The sequence below is a fragment of the Sphingobium sp. WCS2017Hpa-17 genome (assembly GCF_031843765.1).
Classification (GTDB): domain Bacteria; phylum Pseudomonadota; class Alphaproteobacteria; order Sphingomonadales; family Sphingomonadaceae; genus Sphingobium.
In genome coordinates this window covers 1-15,085 of sequence record NZ_JAVTIV010000003.1, presented here as the reverse complement: position 1 = coordinate 15,085, position 15,085 = coordinate 1, and the positions used below count along the sequence as shown (strand labels likewise).

At 64.9% G+C, this 15,085-nt stretch carries 16 protein-coding genes; 8 read left to right on the top strand and 8 right to left on the bottom strand.

Annotated elements, in window-relative coordinates:
• The first annotated feature begins 121 nt into the window (after positions 1–121).
• Positions 122–574: a hypothetical protein gene (locus tag RQH62_RS07410; RefSeq protein ID WP_056689729.1), complete on the top strand. Its 453-nt coding sequence runs from the start codon at positions 122–124 to the stop codon at positions 572–574.
• Here RQH62_RS07410 and RQH62_RS07405 read toward each other — a convergent pair.
• Genes RQH62_RS07405 through RQH62_RS07370 form a run of 8 tightly spaced genes read right to left on the bottom strand, consistent with a single transcriptional unit; the run spans position 559 to position 11,246 of the window.
• Positions 559–2,352 (bottom strand): carboxypeptidase regulatory-like domain-containing protein, encoded by a 1,794-nt coding sequence (locus RQH62_RS07405; protein WP_311268127.1) that lies wholly within the window; start codon positions 2,350–2,352, stop codon positions 559–561. The two genes, RQH62_RS07410 and RQH62_RS07405, sit on opposite strands and share 16 nt — an antisense overlap.
• Positions 2,349–4,457 (bottom strand): DUF4175 domain-containing protein, encoded by a 2,109-nt coding sequence (locus RQH62_RS07400; protein WP_311268126.1) that lies wholly within the window; start codon positions 4,455–4,457, stop codon positions 2,349–2,351. The genes RQH62_RS07405 and RQH62_RS07400 overlap by 4 nt, the downstream gene beginning before the upstream one ends.
• Complete coding sequence (locus RQH62_RS07395; protein ID WP_311268125.1) at positions 4,454–5,596, bottom strand: BatA domain-containing protein; 1,143 nt, start codon at positions 5,594–5,596, stop codon at positions 4,454–4,456. The genes RQH62_RS07400 and RQH62_RS07395 overlap by 4 nt, the downstream gene beginning before the upstream one ends.
• A complete protein-coding gene (locus tag RQH62_RS07390) occupies positions 5,593–6,486 on the bottom strand; it encodes a DUF58 domain-containing protein (protein WP_311268124.1) in 894 nt (297 codons plus the stop codon). Before RQH62_RS07390 ends, RQH62_RS07395 begins: the two co-directional genes overlap by 4 nt.
• Before the next feature lie 11 nt (positions 6,487–6,497).
• Complete coding sequence (locus RQH62_RS07385) at positions 6,498–7,487, bottom strand: MoxR family ATPase (RefSeq protein ID WP_311268123.1); 990 nt, start codon at positions 7,485–7,487, stop codon at positions 6,498–6,500.
• A gap of 51 nt (positions 7,488–7,538) precedes the next feature.
• Entirely contained in the window at positions 7,539–8,240 is a 702-nt protein-coding gene (locus tag RQH62_RS07380; RefSeq protein ID WP_311268122.1) for a DUF4159 domain-containing protein, read from the bottom strand.
• Between the two features lie 16 nt (positions 8,241–8,256).
• On the bottom strand, positions 8,257–9,591 hold the full coding sequence (locus RQH62_RS07375; protein WP_311268121.1) for a TldD/PmbA family protein: 1,335 nt from the start codon (positions 9,589–9,591) through the stop codon (positions 8,257–8,259).
• 20 nt (positions 9,592–9,611) lie between these two features.
• Entirely contained in the window at positions 9,612–11,246 is a 1,635-nt protein-coding gene (locus RQH62_RS07370; protein ID WP_311268120.1) for a TldD/PmbA family protein, read from the bottom strand.
• A gap of 515 nt (positions 11,247–11,761) precedes the next feature.
• Between RQH62_RS07370 and RQH62_RS07365 the strand changes: the two genes are divergently transcribed.
• From RQH62_RS07365 to RQH62_RS07335, 7 genes are all read left to right on the top strand, one after another.
• Positions 11,762–12,292: a GIY-YIG nuclease family protein gene (locus RQH62_RS07365; protein WP_311268119.1), complete on the top strand. Its 531-nt coding sequence runs from the start codon at positions 11,762–11,764 to the stop codon at positions 12,290–12,292.
• Positions 12,285–13,073, top strand: a complete 789-nt coding sequence (locus tag RQH62_RS07360; protein ID WP_311268118.1) for a DUF5131 family protein — start codon at positions 12,285–12,287, stop codon at positions 13,071–13,073. The genes RQH62_RS07365 and RQH62_RS07360 overlap by 8 nt, the downstream gene beginning before the upstream one ends.
• On the top strand, positions 13,070–13,567 hold the full coding sequence (locus tag RQH62_RS07355; protein WP_311268117.1) for an XF1762 family protein: 498 nt from the start codon (positions 13,070–13,072) through the stop codon (positions 13,565–13,567). The genes RQH62_RS07360 and RQH62_RS07355 overlap by 4 nt, the downstream gene beginning before the upstream one ends.
• On the top strand, positions 13,564–13,749 hold the full coding sequence (locus RQH62_RS07350) for a hypothetical protein (RefSeq protein WP_311268116.1): 186 nt from the start codon (positions 13,564–13,566) through the stop codon (positions 13,747–13,749). The genes RQH62_RS07355 and RQH62_RS07350 overlap by 4 nt, the downstream gene beginning before the upstream one ends.
• Positions 13,746–13,949, top strand: coding sequence for a hypothetical protein (locus tag RQH62_RS07345; RefSeq protein WP_311268115.1), 204 nt, complete (start codon positions 13,746–13,748; stop codon positions 13,947–13,949). The genes RQH62_RS07350 and RQH62_RS07345 overlap by 4 nt, the downstream gene beginning before the upstream one ends.
• The gene (locus tag RQH62_RS07340) at positions 13,949–14,401 is read left to right on the top strand and encodes a hypothetical protein (protein WP_311268114.1); all 453 of its coding nucleotides are present in this window, start codon (positions 13,949–13,951) and stop codon (positions 14,399–14,401) included. The genes RQH62_RS07345 and RQH62_RS07340 overlap by 1 nt, the downstream gene beginning before the upstream one ends.
• On the top strand, positions 14,394–15,085 hold a 692-nt coding region (locus RQH62_RS07335), incomplete at its 3' end, for a hypothetical protein (RefSeq protein WP_311268113.1). The genes RQH62_RS07340 and RQH62_RS07335, both read left to right, overlap by 8 nt.

The window sequence follows — 15,085 nt, the reverse complement described above, 5'->3', positions numbered from 1 at the left end:
CTTCCAATCTATCGCACAGCCTGTCGCGCGGGGTGCGCATGGCAGCTTGGCTTCCGTCGCGCAAATGCTACAGGCACCGGGGCATCGCATCATCCTATCACGGCAGGCAGTTTCTTCCTTCATGCGCTATTTTCTCGACACCGAATTCAATGGCTTTGGCGGCACGCTCATCAGCGTCGCGCTGGTCCCCGAACATGAAGGGGATGAGGAATTCTATGTGTCGCTGCCACTGCCGGACGATATCGAGCCATGGGTCGAAAAGCATGTCGTGCCCTATCTGCGCCATGTGCCGCCCGCCATCGACCTGCAACTGGGTCGGGTCGAAGCGGCCGACCATGTCGCTGCCTATCTGGAGGGGGATAGCGATCCCGTCATCATCGCCGACTGGCCGGAGGATCTGGCCCATTTCTGCGCGCTGCTCGTCACCGGGCCGGGGCGGATGGCGGGGGTCGATTTCGGCCTGCGCCTCGAACTCATCAACGCGGCGGGTTTCAGCGCGGCGGCCAACAGCCGCGTGCCACACAACGCCCTGCACGATGCGCGGGCGCTGCGCGACTTCTACATGGCGGACTGAAGCGTTTTGGCTGGTGCGCTGTGGCGGCCAAGGCGCGACCGCTCCAGCCACCAAAGGAGCGCGCTGACCCCCAGCCAGCCCAACCACCAGATCCATGGCGTGCCGGACTGGCCGGGTAGGGCGGCGCTCGCCTGTTGCACTTCGGCAGCGGAGAGCAGCGCCATCGCCTGTCGATCTCGCGCAGCGCGCATGGTCGGCAGGGCGTCGGCAGGCTGGACGTAGAAGGCGCTCGCTGCATCCTTGCTGCGCAGCATATGCCATCCAGCCTGCGTCGGCCAATAGCCGCCACAGCCATTCACGGGCAGCACGCGCACCCGGCCATCGACCTGCGCTTTGCCAGTCAGGCCGCACAGCGTCATCCGCTCGCCGACCCAGCCCGTATCGGTCAGGACGCGGCTGCCGGGCACCGGGCGCGCAACGGTATCGAGCAAGGCGCTCCACCAGTCGCCATAAAGGTCGCGGCGCCCCGTCAGGGTCAGGCCATAGCTGTCAATGCCGGTGAACAGTGCGACCCGGCCCGCACCCAGAGCGCGCCATGCGCCCAATGTCGCACCCCCTGCATCGCGGAGCAGCGGCACGGCGTCATAGCCGCCGGGCGTCAGGCCCAGTCGACTGATATCGGGCAGATAATCGTCGGTCGTGGCGATATCGACCGGGACTTCCTCGCTGCCGATGCCTTGCCGCGTGCTGGCGACGGCTTCTGCATCGACCTTGGGCAGGGCCAGCGGTGCGACGCCGCCGGGCCCGCTGAAGCTAAAGCCAAGCGCCTGCCATTGCGACCGTGTCGCCCCGTCGATCGGTCCACCAGGTCGCAGCACCAGCCCCATGCCGCCCCGCGCCCCCGCCAGCAGCACGCCGCGCGCACCACTCCAACTGCGGTCATCGACAATGGCGGCGTCGAAACGGCGCAGGCTCGCGGCATCCAGCGCGACCGGCGCATCGCCCAGCGCGATGCCGCCGCCCGCGCTCATCTGCGTGGTGACGTCATAGCCGGCATCGATCGCCCAGCGGCGCAGAGTTTTGACCTCCGCCCCCGGTGCGCCGGCCAGGATCAGCAGTTTCGGGCGCGCATTGTCCGCGACCCAGACCGGCACGTCAGCCTGTTCGATGAGGCGCTTGTCCCGCCGCACCCGCAGCGTGAAGGCCGTGGTGCCTGCCGCTCGCGCGGTTCCCGCAAGCAGGACATGACCATTTTTGTCGGGCGTGCCGCTATCCGTCACGCGGCCGGCCGGATCGACCAGTTCCGTCGTCGCGTTGGGCAGACCCGCGAGCGTCACTCCGACGGTGAAGCGCGCGCCCGGCGCCACGACTGGCGGCGGCGCAAGGTGCCGGATGCCGGGATGCAGCGGCGGCGGATCGAAATGCACCGCCAGTCCGCGCGCGGCGTCGATATCGCGCGGGCCAAGGCCATCGCCCACTATCGTCAGGCTGGTGACGCCGGGATGGCGGCGCAGCGCGGTGGCGAGGTCGGGCACGGCTTCCCCGCCGCTGATGGCGTGCGCTTCGGGCAGCAGGATCAGCGGCGATCCGCTCGCGGCCGCCGATAGCCGGGATGTATTGGCGGTGGCGATGCGCAGGCTGGATACGCCGTCGGCCGCGTCCGGCGGGAACAGCGCCATATAGAGCAGCCCGGCCGCAATCGGCTGCAATAGCAGCAGCAGGCTAGTCCGCACCGGCGAGGCAAGCGCTCCCGCCGCGCGATGCCAGAGCAGCAGGCGAACGCCGCCGATCAGCACGGCAAGGGTCAGGACCAGCGCGACGATGATGTCCGGGGTCATTGCGCCCCTCCGATCCTGTCCAGATAGCGTGCGCCGGCGGCATCGGCCGGACGGCGGCGGGCGAGATGGCCGGAGGGCCGCTCCATAGCGGCCCAGAGCAGCGCGCGCAGCTTGGCCCGGCAGGCCGTGCAGCCGGGGTCTTGCCGCACCACGTCTATCGCACCGCTCAGCGCCAGCGCATCGGGCAGGCGCGTGGCGTTGGTTCGCACCCAGCCGTCCAGCGGCGCAAGGTCGATCTGCCCCCGGATCGCATCCGGCCCGTCGCCCAGCGCGCGCCATGCCGCCGCTGCTGGGCCGTCCTGCTGCTCGATCGGGGTGATTTCCAGCTGCCGGCTCGCCAGCCCCTCGCGCTTGCCGGTCATGCGGCGGCTGGCGTCGATCGGCGGCAGTTCCGGCCCGACCCGCGACAGGAAGATCCGCGTAGCCTGCTGCACCTCCTTGATGAAACGCAGCGCCTTATAGGCATAGGGCAGAGCCGCGTCGGGATGACCGGTTTTGAGTTCGCGTTCGGACTGCCACATTTCATCGACCGCCTGTTTAAGGATCGCGCGGGTTTCGGGATCGAGGCTGGAGGCGGGGCTTTCGTCATGCGGATGGCCAAATTCCGCCAGCACATCTTCCTTTTCGCCAAAGACATTGGGCGCCGCGACGGGCGGGCCGCCATGGTCATGGCCGTCGCCATCGCCATGCGCTTCGGCGGTGGGGAGTTCGGGCGCGCCCTCATTCTCGCCGCCCAGAAACTGGCTGTAGCGGCCGCGCAAAATTTGTTGATCGCCGCCAATGGAGGCGGAACGGGCGAGAGTGCGGTCGGGAGCGATTCCGCGCTTCTCCTTCAGCAGCTTTTCGATATCGATGATGATCTGCCGCTGGCTGCGGAAATAGGCGGGCAGGGTGGTGTTGACCATGCCGGTGAGGCCGCTGCTTTCGGGCTGTTTCGGGGACGCCCAGCGCAGGATCAGGCTGGGGCCGCGCACCTCCTGCGGATTAGGTGCGCGATTGTCGCGGACGATCAGTTGCACGACCATGTCGCCGCCCGCGGCAAAGCCGAAGGTCGAAAAATCGAGCCGTGGGGTGAAGCGACGGTCGCGTGCCGGGCCGCTGCCGCTGACCGGGATTTCCCGTTCGGAGAAGGTGACATTCTCACCCTCGCCGATCGCCAGCGTGACACGCAGCCGGGCGTTGGCGGCGACGCCATAATCGTCAGTGGCGGCGAAGGCCGGCAACCAGCTGCGCTGGCCCGGCTTCACCATGGTCAGGCTGTCGGTCAGTGCCTTCACTTGCGGAGGGGCATCGGCAATGGCGTCGACGCGGTGGAGCGGCGGCGTCGCTCCGCGCCCGGCCGCAGGATCGACGCGATACAGAAAGGCGACGTCGGCGGTGCGGCTGGCGATCCAGTTAGCGCCATCGGGATGCAGCGCAAGCGGTTGGCCGGCCAGCATCAGCAGCTTCGGCGTGCTCGCCTGCGGATTGAATCGCAGCGTCCATTCCAGCTGCGATCCCTGTGGCACGCGGGCATCGAGAGAGGCGGAATCGCGCACGGGCAGACCGGTATAGGCGGGGGGGATGATGCGCAGATTTTGCCCGACGAGGCGGGGGATGCCGGGCCTTGCGGGCAGGCCTTCGCTGCTGGGGGCGAGTATGGGCGGACCTTCGCCCGCGCGTGGCCAGAGCAGGGCGGCAGCGATTAGTCCGGCCGCGAAGAGGCTGGACAGGAACAGCAGGCGGCTGGACCATGCAGGCGCCAGGTCTTGCGGCGCGCCCTGATCGAGGCGAGCGGCGATACGGCGGCGCTGGAGCGATTGCAGCGGAGAGGCAGGCGCTTCGTCGGTGAAGAGGAGGGCGCTGCTATCTTCCAGTTCGGGGCGCGTCGTGTCGAGGCTGCGGATCAGCCAGGGACGATCGAAACGTGCCATGCGCTGACGGGCGACGGCCAATGCGACAGCGAGTGAGACAGGTACGACGAGAATGGCAGCGACGAAACCGCCCCATCGCCAGCCGATGACGGCCAGCGCCAGAATCAGCGGGAGGGCGAGCGCCAGCATATTGGCGAAGCTGCGGCGGCGCGCGGGCGCGATCCATAAGGCGAACAGGGCGTCGCCGCTCATGGCGCGATGCTCCGGCAGCGACGGGTGGCGATCCAGCGCTCGGCGAGCAGCAACAGCGCAATCAGGATCGCTAGCGGGGAGCGGAGCGGCTGTGGCGGCTGGTCATAGGCGCGGCCGCCGGGCAGCGGCGCATAGTCGGCAGCGGCCACGCGGGTCGGTGCAAGGACAGGGGACACCAGAGTGCGCAGCTGCTCCGGAAAGTCCGCATCCAGCAGCACGGGCATTTGCGAGGGCATCAGCGGACGGGTGAAACGGATGAGGCGGCCTCGTCCCAGCGACATTGCTTCGGCCAGCGGCTGCCCCTCTGCATCGCGCCAGACCGGTATCATCGGCTGATCGGCGGGCAACCTCGCATCGCTGGCGACGACCGCGGTGCCGCCTTGTCTCACCCAGTCGACAACGCTGTCCAACATCGTCCCGCCTGCCAGGCAGACGAGGACATGCCCTTTGTGGGGGAGCGGCGCATCGGTCGTTTTGCTGTCCAACTCGCTGTCTCTTTTGGCGGGCTGCCAGGCGAGGGCCGCCGCGCTGATATAGCGCAACGCAGCGCGATGATCCGCATCATGGCGGATGGACAGGATGAGCGGCGGCGTGGCCTTGTCGGCTGAGGCCGTGGCGCTGCCGGTAATGCGCCATGTCATCTTGCGCGACAGGTGCAGGCGGTCGGCATCGGCGCCGTCCAGGATGGTCGGGGTGATGATGGTGAGCGGCGTCTTGGCCGGAAGTTCAGCGTCAAGCTGGCGGATCAGGCTGGCGATGGGCAGCGGGCCAGTGGGCACGACCTGATCGATCCCGGGAAAGTCCGGGGCGAGCCAGTGGATACGGGCTTCGCCGAGCGCCTTGATGTCAATCTGCGCGCCCGGCACTACCGCGACATAGGGCCGATCGTTACCAGCGCCGAACAGCACCGGCTGCGCCAGCCACAGCGCTGCCAGCGCCAGAAGCGCGAGGCGCAGCAGCAGCAGCGGCCATTCGTCGAAGCGCAGACGCGACCGGGGTTTGGGCCGTGACCGCAGCCAGCGCAGCGCGGCGAAGTCGGTCGGTAGCTGCTCACTCTTGCGCGCGATATGGATGACGAGCGGCAGGAGCAACGCCGCAAGCGCGGCCAGCGCTACCGGGAACAACAGACCCATGCTCATAGATATTCCGCCGCGCCCTGGGTCGCGAACAGACGGCGCAGGGGCAGGTCGACCGGTTCATCGAGATAATGGACGGCATGGCGAATGCCGATGGCGTCCAGCCGGGCGTGGAGCGCATCGCGTGCCTCGCCAAATCGGGCGAGAAATTCGGCGCGCAGGGCGGCACCGTCGGCCAGCAATTCTTCGCCGGTTTCCGGGTCGCGGAAGCGATAGCCGCCATCGAAGGGGAAATCCCGTTCGGCGGCGGTCAGCATTTCGATCACCAGCGTCTCGCGTCCCGCCGCAGAGAGTTTTTCCGCCAGCGCCACCGCGCCCTCATCGAAACAATCGGAGAGCAGGAGGACCAGATCATGCGCGCCGATCCGCTCCCACACCGGGCCTAGTTGGCTTTCGGGCGCGAAGCCGCGCGCCGGGCGGACATTCAGCAATTCCAGTAGCAGCCTGTCGCGCTGACGCAGGCCGGTGGCGGGGGGAAGGAGCGTCAGTCCATCATCGCCCAACGCCATGAAACCGAAACGATCGCCCTGTTGCATCGCCAGTTCGCCGATGGCGGCGGCCATCGCCTTGGCGGCGTCAAGGCGGCTAAAGTCCGGGCGTGTCGCGTCGGACTGGCCCATGGAGGCGCTGGCGTCGATCAATATCCACACCGCGACCGGGCTTTCCCGCTCGGCCTCCCGCACGAAGAATTTGTCGGAGCGGGCGTAGAGCTTCCAGTCGATCTGGCGCAGTTCGTCGCCCGGCTCATAGGCGCGATATTGGGCGAACTCCAGCCCCGCGCCTCGGCTGTGGCTCTGATGCAGGCCGATGCCATGCGACCCCACCGCCCGGCGCGTGACGAGGCGCAGGCCGCGAAGGCGGCTGCGCACGTCGGGAGGAAGAAGATCGACCATGGCGGATTGGATCAGGCGAGCGGAACGGCACGGACGAGGGCGGCGACCACATCGTCGGCGCTGCGCCCTTCCGCTTCGGCCGCGAAGGACAGGAGCAGGCGATGGCGCATGACCGGTACGGCGAGCGCGGCGATATCGTCTCGCGTGGCGGCGAGCCGGCCGTGCAGCAGGGCGCGCGCCTTGGACGCCAGGATCAGCGACTGGCCGGCGCGCGGACCGGCGCCCCATTTCACATATTTGCGAATATCCTCCGCCATGCCCTCGCCGGGGCGGCTGGCGCGGATGAGGCGCGTGACCCAGTCGAGCAGATCGTCGCTGAAATGGACGTCGCGGACGAGCGCTTGCAATGCCAGCACTTCCTCCCCCTGCATCACGGCGGGGACGGTGGCGGGTTTGGACCCTGTTGTCTGGGCGAGGATCGCGCGCTCCTCCGCCTCGGTCGGGTAATCGACGCGAATGTGCAGCAGGAAGCGGTCGAGTTGGGCTTCGGGCAGGGGATAGGTGCCGGCCTGTTCCAGCGGGTTCTGCGTCGCCAGTACGAAGAAGGGCTTGGGCAGGACATGGGTGACGCCAGCATAGCTGACCGTCTTTTCCTGCATCGCTTCCAGCAGGGCGGCCTGCGTCTTGGGCGGGGTGCGGTTGAGTTCGTCGGCCAGCAGCAGGTTGGTGAAGACCGGACCTTGCTGGAAACGGAAGCTGCGATGGCCGGTGCCATGATCTTCCTCCAGCAATTCGGTACCGAGAATGTCGCTGGGCATCAGGTCGGGCGTGAACTGGACGCGGCGGAAATCGAGCTTGAGCGCTTCGCCGAGCGAGCGGACGAGCAGGGTCTTGCCCAGGCCCGGCACGCCCTCCAGCAGGCAATGGCCGCCGGCCAGCAGGCCGATCAGAAGCTGTTCCACCACATCGGCCTGCCCGACGATCGCCTGTCCGATCGCGGCGCGCAGCCCGGTCAAAGCGTCAAGGCGGGTCTGGATGTCGGCTTCGGTGAGGTCTGTCATGTCATGTCCCTTGCTGGACGAAAGGCGGGAAAGGGGAGGCGTGGAAAGGCATCACACCGACAGCGCGTACATCACGATATTGACCGCGAATTTTGTGTTGTCTTCGGCCAGGAAGCGCTTGTTGCGCCAGTCATAATCCCATTCGCAGCCATAATCCTTGTTGCTGTAGAGAACGCCCAGCCGGCCATTCACCTCTATGCCCTTGAGATAGTCGTGGACGAGGTCGTCGCCCCAGCCATTGAGTTCGAGGCCGGTGTTGGGCGGACCGTCGAACTTGAAGAAGCTGCGGTAGAGGCCGTGGCTCTTGGGCAATTCCTTCAGAGCCTTGGGGCCGAAAATCTTCGCCATCTGCGCTTCGAAGGAGCGGGCGAAGAGGCCGTCTATGTCATGGTTGCAATCATCAACCATGACGAAGCCGCCATTGCGGACATAGCGTTCGAAATTGCGGCGTTCGGCCGGGGAAAACTCCACCAGCTTATGCCCCGCCATATAGCAGAAGGGCGCGGTCAGCATCTTCGGGTTCGAAAGGGCGATGACATGCTCCTTCGGATCGACGCGCAGCGTGGTGTAATCGATCAGCGAGGTGATGATGTTGGATGGCGTGCGCTGGTCCACATCCCAGTCGCCACTGTCGTAGCGCAGGCGCGTAAACCAGAAATCATAGCCTCCCGCAGCTTCGGCAGCGAGCGGCCGGGCCAGCAATGTGCTGGCCAGACCACCCGCCATCAACCGAAGAAATTCACCGCGAGTCATGCAGAGGTGATCGGCGTCACACCGCGTCCGACAGCGAGGTGAAGGTGAAGTCGCGCAGCTTCATCGGCGGCACGACGATGTTCATCGACACTTCGTCCGGCGGCACGCGGACCGGCTTGCCCAGTTCTTCCACATTGTTGAGCATGATGACCGGGCTTTCGTTGAACCGGAAATTCTTGATCGGATATTTGATCTGGCCATTTTCGATATAGAAAGTGCCATCGCGGGTCAGGCCGGTCAGCAGCACGGTCTGCGGATCGACCATGCGGATATACCAGGTGCGGGTGACGAGCACGCCGCGCTCGGTGGAACGGACGAGGTCGGCGGTCGACTTGTCGCCGCCCGTCATCAGGATATTGCCCATCTGGCCGGCGGCGGGCTTGCCCTGCTTTTGCGCCCAGTAACGGCTATAGTTCAGGTTCACGATCTTGCCGTCCTTAACCATGTCCATGCGCTGGCGGGCAAGGCCGTCATCGTCCCATGGTTCGCAGGGGGCGACCGGATCCCAAGGATCTGTGTAGAAATTGACCTGAGGCCCGAACACCTGTTCGCCCAGCTTGTTGCCGCCGCCCTTTTTCGACAGGAAGCTGCGGCCTTCATCGGCCTCGCGCGCGCCAAAGAAGTAGAACATGAAGCCGATCAGGCCCGCGGCCGCCATGGGTTCCAGAATGACGGTATATTTGCCCGGCTCCAGCGCCTTGGCTTCGGACGAGGCCGACGCCTTGCGCATGGCGATCTGGATGTCGCTGTCCGTCTTGAAGCGGGTGGCATCCTGCGTGTCGGTGCCGACCCAGCCCGAACCCCGGCCATCCTCGGTGCGGACGGTGCAGGTGTAGTCGAGCATGGTCGAGCGCTGATAGCCGAAATTGCCCTTGCTGTTGGCGATCGCGGTGAAGCTCTGATTATCCTCCAGATAGCCGGCCGCGATCAGCTTCTGCGATTTGCAGGCGTCGATCGAGGTCTTGGCGACCTGCGCGCGATAGGCCGGCGTGATGTCGGCGGTCGACTGGGCGAAGGTCGGGCTGGGCTTGTACGTTTGCTTGTCGACCGCCGGCATGAATTCCGGATTGTCGGGCGCCAACGTCGCCAGCGTTTCGGCGCGGCGCACGACTCGCTCCAGCGAGGCGTCGTCGAACTGGTTGATGGTGGCGGTGCCGACCTTCTTGCCAAAGGCGACCTGCACGGCGAGTTCGATATCGTCGGTCAGGCCCGCGGTCGACACGTCGTTGCGGGCGAAGCGGACATTGCCCTGAATCTTGCCGGTGAGTTGTGCGGTACATTCGTCCGCCTTGGAGAGCGCGACGACCTTGGTCAGGATCGCCTTGGACTGCGCTTCGGTGAGGATGCTCATATTCTTGTCTCCCTGAACGATCAGCCGAGCGAACGCGCGGTGTTGATGACGTTGATGCCGTTGAAGCGCGCGGTCGATGACCCGTGCGACACGGCGGAGACCTGAGCCGGCTGACCCTTGCCGTCGAAGAAGGAGCCGCCCAGACGATAATCGCTGCTGTCGCAGACGCCGGTGCAGGCGTTCCAGAATTCCGGGGTGCGGATCTGGTAGGCGACATCCTCGATCTGTTGGGTAATCTTGCCCTGCTTGATCTCGTAGAAGAGCTGGCCGCCGAACTGCGCGTTGTAGCGCTGCTGGTCGATCGAGAAGCTGCCGTCGCCGATGATATAGATGCCGTCCTCGACACCCGCGATCATGTCCGCGACGCTCTTCTTCGCCTTGCCCGGCTCCAGCGAGACGTTGGCCATGCGCTGGAACTGCACATTGGACCAGCTATCGGAATAGGCGCAGCCGTCCGATTCCTTCTTGCCTTCGATATGGGCCTGATCGCGGATCGCCTGATAGCCGACCAGCTTGCCGTCGCGGATCAGATCCCACTTCTTGGTCTTCACGCCTTCATCGTCATAGGCGACCGCGCCCAGGCTGCCGACCTGCGTCTTGTCGGCGACGATGTTCACATTGGGGCTGCCATATTGGAAATGGCTTTCCAGCTTGTCCATCGTGGCGAAGCTGGTGCCGGCATAGTTCGCCTCATAGCCCAGCACGCGGTCCAGTTCGAGCGGATGGCCGACCGATTCATGGATGGTGAGCCAGGTGTGCGACGGGTCGAGGACGAGGTCGTACTTGCCCGGCTTGACCGAAGGCGCCTTCAGCTTCGCGCGCGCCTGCTTGGCGGCGGCGATCGCATCTTCCTTCATGTCATAGCTGTTGCCATAGACGACCACGCCATTGGGTAGCACGGTCTTACCCGATGCTGCGCCGTCCAGATATTCATAGCCAAGGCCCATGGGCGCGGACAGGCCTTCACGGGTGCGGAACTTGCCGCTGGTCTTGTCGACCGCCGTGATGGTGGTCGGCGCCCAGATGCGATGGACGTCCTGATCGATATAGCTGCCATCGGTGCTGGCGAAATATTTCTGCTCATTGACCAGGAACAGGATGGAATTGATGAAGTCCGCGCCCGCATCCATGGCGGCAGCGTTGACGTCCATCAGCAGCGCGACCTTGTCCTTGATCGGCACCTGCATGGCGTTCTTGACGATCGGCGTCTTCCAGCTGACTTCGCCCACGCCCCTGGTCGGGGCAAGCTGGACCGGAGAGGTCTGGGCCGGGGCATTCGCCTTGGCGATGGCGACGGCCTGCTGCGCGGCCTTGGCCACGGCGTCGGCGGTCATTTCATTGGTGGCCGCAAAACCCCAGGCGCCATTGGCGATCACGCGGATGCCGACGCCGCTCGATTCGGTGTTGACGATATTTTCGACATTGCGTTCGCGGGTGATGACGAACTGACGCAGGTAGCGCCCGACGCGCACGTCGGCATAGCTGGCGCCCGCGCTTTTGGCGGCATTCATCGCGGTATCGGCCAGACTCTTCTTCACCGCCACGTCGATGGCGCTGTTCAATTCCTCGGCGGCGATGACCTTGCCGAACATGGAGGGGAGGACAAGGCCGCCCACGCCCATGGCCCCAAAGGCCAGAAAATCGCGTCTATGCAAGGTAAGTCTCCTGCCTGACTATGCCCGCATGGCGCGGGTCGGATTGTGATTGGGTGACGGCACCGGAGCCGCACCGGGGTGATGGCGGGATCATCGCGACCCGGACAGGCGGGGTCAAACATCTTTTACGGATGCACAAGAACGACCCGTATACTTTCGACAAATGTCATCTGTCGAAAAATCATCGGCTTGGCGGAGGGGGCTGGACGGAGCGCAGACGCAAAAAATCGGCGGTGATGGCTATGCCATCCCGCTGATAATTCGCTTCTTCCTGTGAAGAAAGTTGGTCGGGGAAAGAGGATTCGAACCTCCGGCCCCTGCCTCCCGAAGGCGGTTATCCTAGCCGCATACGGCGCTTTTCCGACATTTCTACCGGCTGCGACGGCTCATCTGATGGGCCGTGTTCCCGTTAGATTCACGGTCGGAGGTTCAGGCAAAACTCCCGGCCCCTGTCTTAATTTGGGCCGGAATGCGCCTACGCAACGCACCCGGCCCGTCACGCGAAAGGCTCTCGCATGACCGCTCAAGCTATATCTGCCGATCACCCATTTAGCCAGCTTCGGCGGGCCGTCCCGCTGCTCGTCGCGAAGAGGCCGGGTCTTTTGGCATGGGGGAACCGCGTCCCCGGCACCAACTTCATCGCCATGTATGCGTCCAATGGACGAATCGACCATTTCATCAATCTGGCTGGTAAGGACGTCGTTCCTTTTCAGGAAGGGCCGGATGAGCCGCGCAATGTTTGGCTACATCGCCGCGTCGATCAGGCGTCGGGGCGGGGGACGCGCGGCGTATGTTACTTCATCGGCGCGCAGTCTGGCCCGGTCAAGATCGGCTTCACGGTGGATTTAAAGGGCAGGCTGGCAAAGCTGCGCGCTTCATCGCCGCTGCCTTTGGAAGTGCTGGCCACCCGCTCCGGCGGAGAGGCGCGGGAGTCGGTCTACCATGAACAATTCGCCGCCGACCGCCTCCACGGCGAATGGTTCGCCCGCACCCCCGCCATCCTCGCGGAGATCGAACGCCTTAACGGGGAGGCTCATCATGGGTGAGACGACCGCAATCGAGTGGACCGACCACACCTTCAACCCGTGGATCGGCTGCACAAAAATCAGCCCGGCTTGCGACAACTGCTATGCCGAGAACCTGATGGACACGCGCTATGGCCGCGCTCGCTGGGGCGCCGGTGAAGATCGCGCCAGGACCGCGCCAAGCAATTGGTCGCAGCCTCGCAAATGGGACCGGCAGGCGGTGAAGGCTGGCACCCGGCCTTTCGTGTTCTGCGCATCGCTGGCTGATGTGTTCGACAATGAGGTGGACGAGCGGTGGCGCGCCGACCTGTTCGCGCTGATCCGCGAGACGCCGAATCTGGTCTGGCTGCTGCTCACAAAGCGCATCGGCAACGTCCTGCGCATGACCGATGTGGAGGCGCGCGGCTCTGACTTCCATCTGCCTGACAATGTGGCGATCGGCGCAACCATGGCCAATCAGGCTGAATATGACCGTGACCGGATGAAGCTGCATCAGGTGAGGGAGAAGCGCAGGCCGCTGTTCACGTTCGGCAGCTTTGAGCCGCTGCTGGGGCCGATCATCCTCGATAGCTACGCGCCAGACTGGATCATCGTAGGCGGCGAGAGCGGACAGAGCGCGCGGCCTATGGATCTGGATTGGGCACGCCTCATGCGCCAGTCAGCGAACAGCTATGGCCGCGTATTCAACTTTAAGCAGGCTGGCGGACGCGGCGGTGACAAGGGTGGCCATGAACTGGACGGGGAGAAGTATTTCGATCGCCCTCTCGCCACCCGCCCCACCGATACGGGGAGAGGGTCATGAGCAGCGGGTATCTCGTCCGCCCGGTCACGGTGACGGCGGCCAAGGCGTGGGTGCGCCAAGTCCACCGCCATCTGCCTGAGATCCAAGGCGGCCTGTTCGCCTCGTCCGTCTGGAACGAGGATGGCCCGGCAGCGATGGGAATCGCCATCAATCCTCCGCGCGTCTGGCTGGGCACCGGCCGGATCGTAATCGGCCGTGTCGCCGCGATCGAGGGGCTGGAGCCGGTTGGCGACCATGCCGCGCCAGCCTGCACGATGACTTATGCCAGCTTGTGCCGGGCCGCCAAGGCGCTCGGATGGCGTGAGGCGTGGACCTACACGCTGCCGGGCGAGAGCGGCGCCAGTCTGCGAGCTGCTGGCTTCATCTACATGGGCGAGACGCGGGGCGAGGAGTGGGATCGTCCGTCCCGCCGACGCAAAGCCGCTGTCAGCCCCGCGAAGAAAGGGCGCTGGATGCGTGTTCTTGCGCCAACACCAAGGAGCAAGGCCCCATGACCCGCCCCCTCTTCAAAGCCCTCGACGCCGCGCTGGCGGTCGCCGTCTTGTCTCAACTCGGATGGCTGACCGATGCCAGACCCGCCCACACCGCCGCCGTGTTTGGCATGGGCTTCCTTTTGGTCGTCGCGCTTCTGGGTGAGCGCCTGGATCGCGCGGGATATTTCGGAGGTCGGGCATGACCCAAGCAGAGCTAATAGCGGCTGGCTTGTCGGAGGCGCAGCGGCGTGAACTGAAGCGGCGCGACACTCAGGCGATGGACGATCTTCCGTCCAGCAATGTGCGCATGGCCAACGCCCTACACCGGATGGGCCTTACATATGTCTGCCTGTCACCTCTCGGCGAACAGGTCCGCGCAATCCTCCTGAAAGGAACCGAGTGATGGTGGATATTGAGAAATTGCGGGAGCGCTTAGGTCAATGGCGGCCCGAAAGTATGACCACTGAAACTGCGCCCGAATGGCTTAAGCATCTTTCGCCAGCAGATTATGCGGCGCGCAGAAATGATGAGAATGCATCGTCCCTCCAAGACTTGAGATTTCATAAGGACTGGCTGACTGTCTCTGCATCATGGCTGTGCGGACTTGGCCAAGCTGCCCCAAGCGAGTTTGGCAGCTACGGCCACCATTGCCTCATCCTATCCGATGCGTTGGTCGGGACTCGCGACCAAATTATCGCCCTCCTAGACGAACTGGAGCGCAAGACGAAGGCGTTGGAGGCGATCGAATTGCTGGCGACCAATCATGGCGGCTGGCTCGAAACTGATCCGCGCAAGCTGGTTGCAGATATCCATGCCGCCGCTTCCGCCGCCCTGAAAGGAACCCCCAATGACTGAAACCCCCTCGCATGACCTGCGTAGCGCGCTGTATCCGAATGAGCTTGAGTTGGTCGCGCTGCTGAAACGAGAGGCGGAACACAGCGGAGTCTGGTTCTCGCATAGCCTTGTCAGTGCGGCAAATCTGATCGAGCGCCTCGCGCGCCTTCGCCTCGCCTCCGACACCATCGGCAACGGGGGTGGGGAGGCGATAGCCTTGGAAGCTTACCGTGCCGCTGTTCGCTGGGTCGCTTCCGATAGCTGGGATGGCTGTTCGGATTGCATTAAGATTTTGCAGATGGCCCGATCACTGGACGATTTTGAGTGGACGCCAGACCATCACGCGCAGGCATTGAAGCGGCTTTACGAACGTAGCGGAAGCGCCCCGGTCCACCCTCCCGCCGCTGAGCCGGTTGGGCTGCGGGAGGCCGAGGACGTTGGCTTGCGGATCGCTGATCGCATCCGGCAGGAATTGACGTCTGGTCGGCAATGGTCGCTTGGCAGTATGGACAAGGCCCAGCGCGAAGAGTTTGAAGCGGAAATCACATCGACATGCGTGGCCGTCTGCGAGCAAGAGTTCGCCACCCCAGCGCGAACGGATGATGCCGCGCAGGCGGGCGGGAGCGTGACGCAATCCGATGCCGACGCGGCCAACGCATGGATGCGCGATCATCTGGACGGCGGCAATGCGCCCGGCAGTCTGTG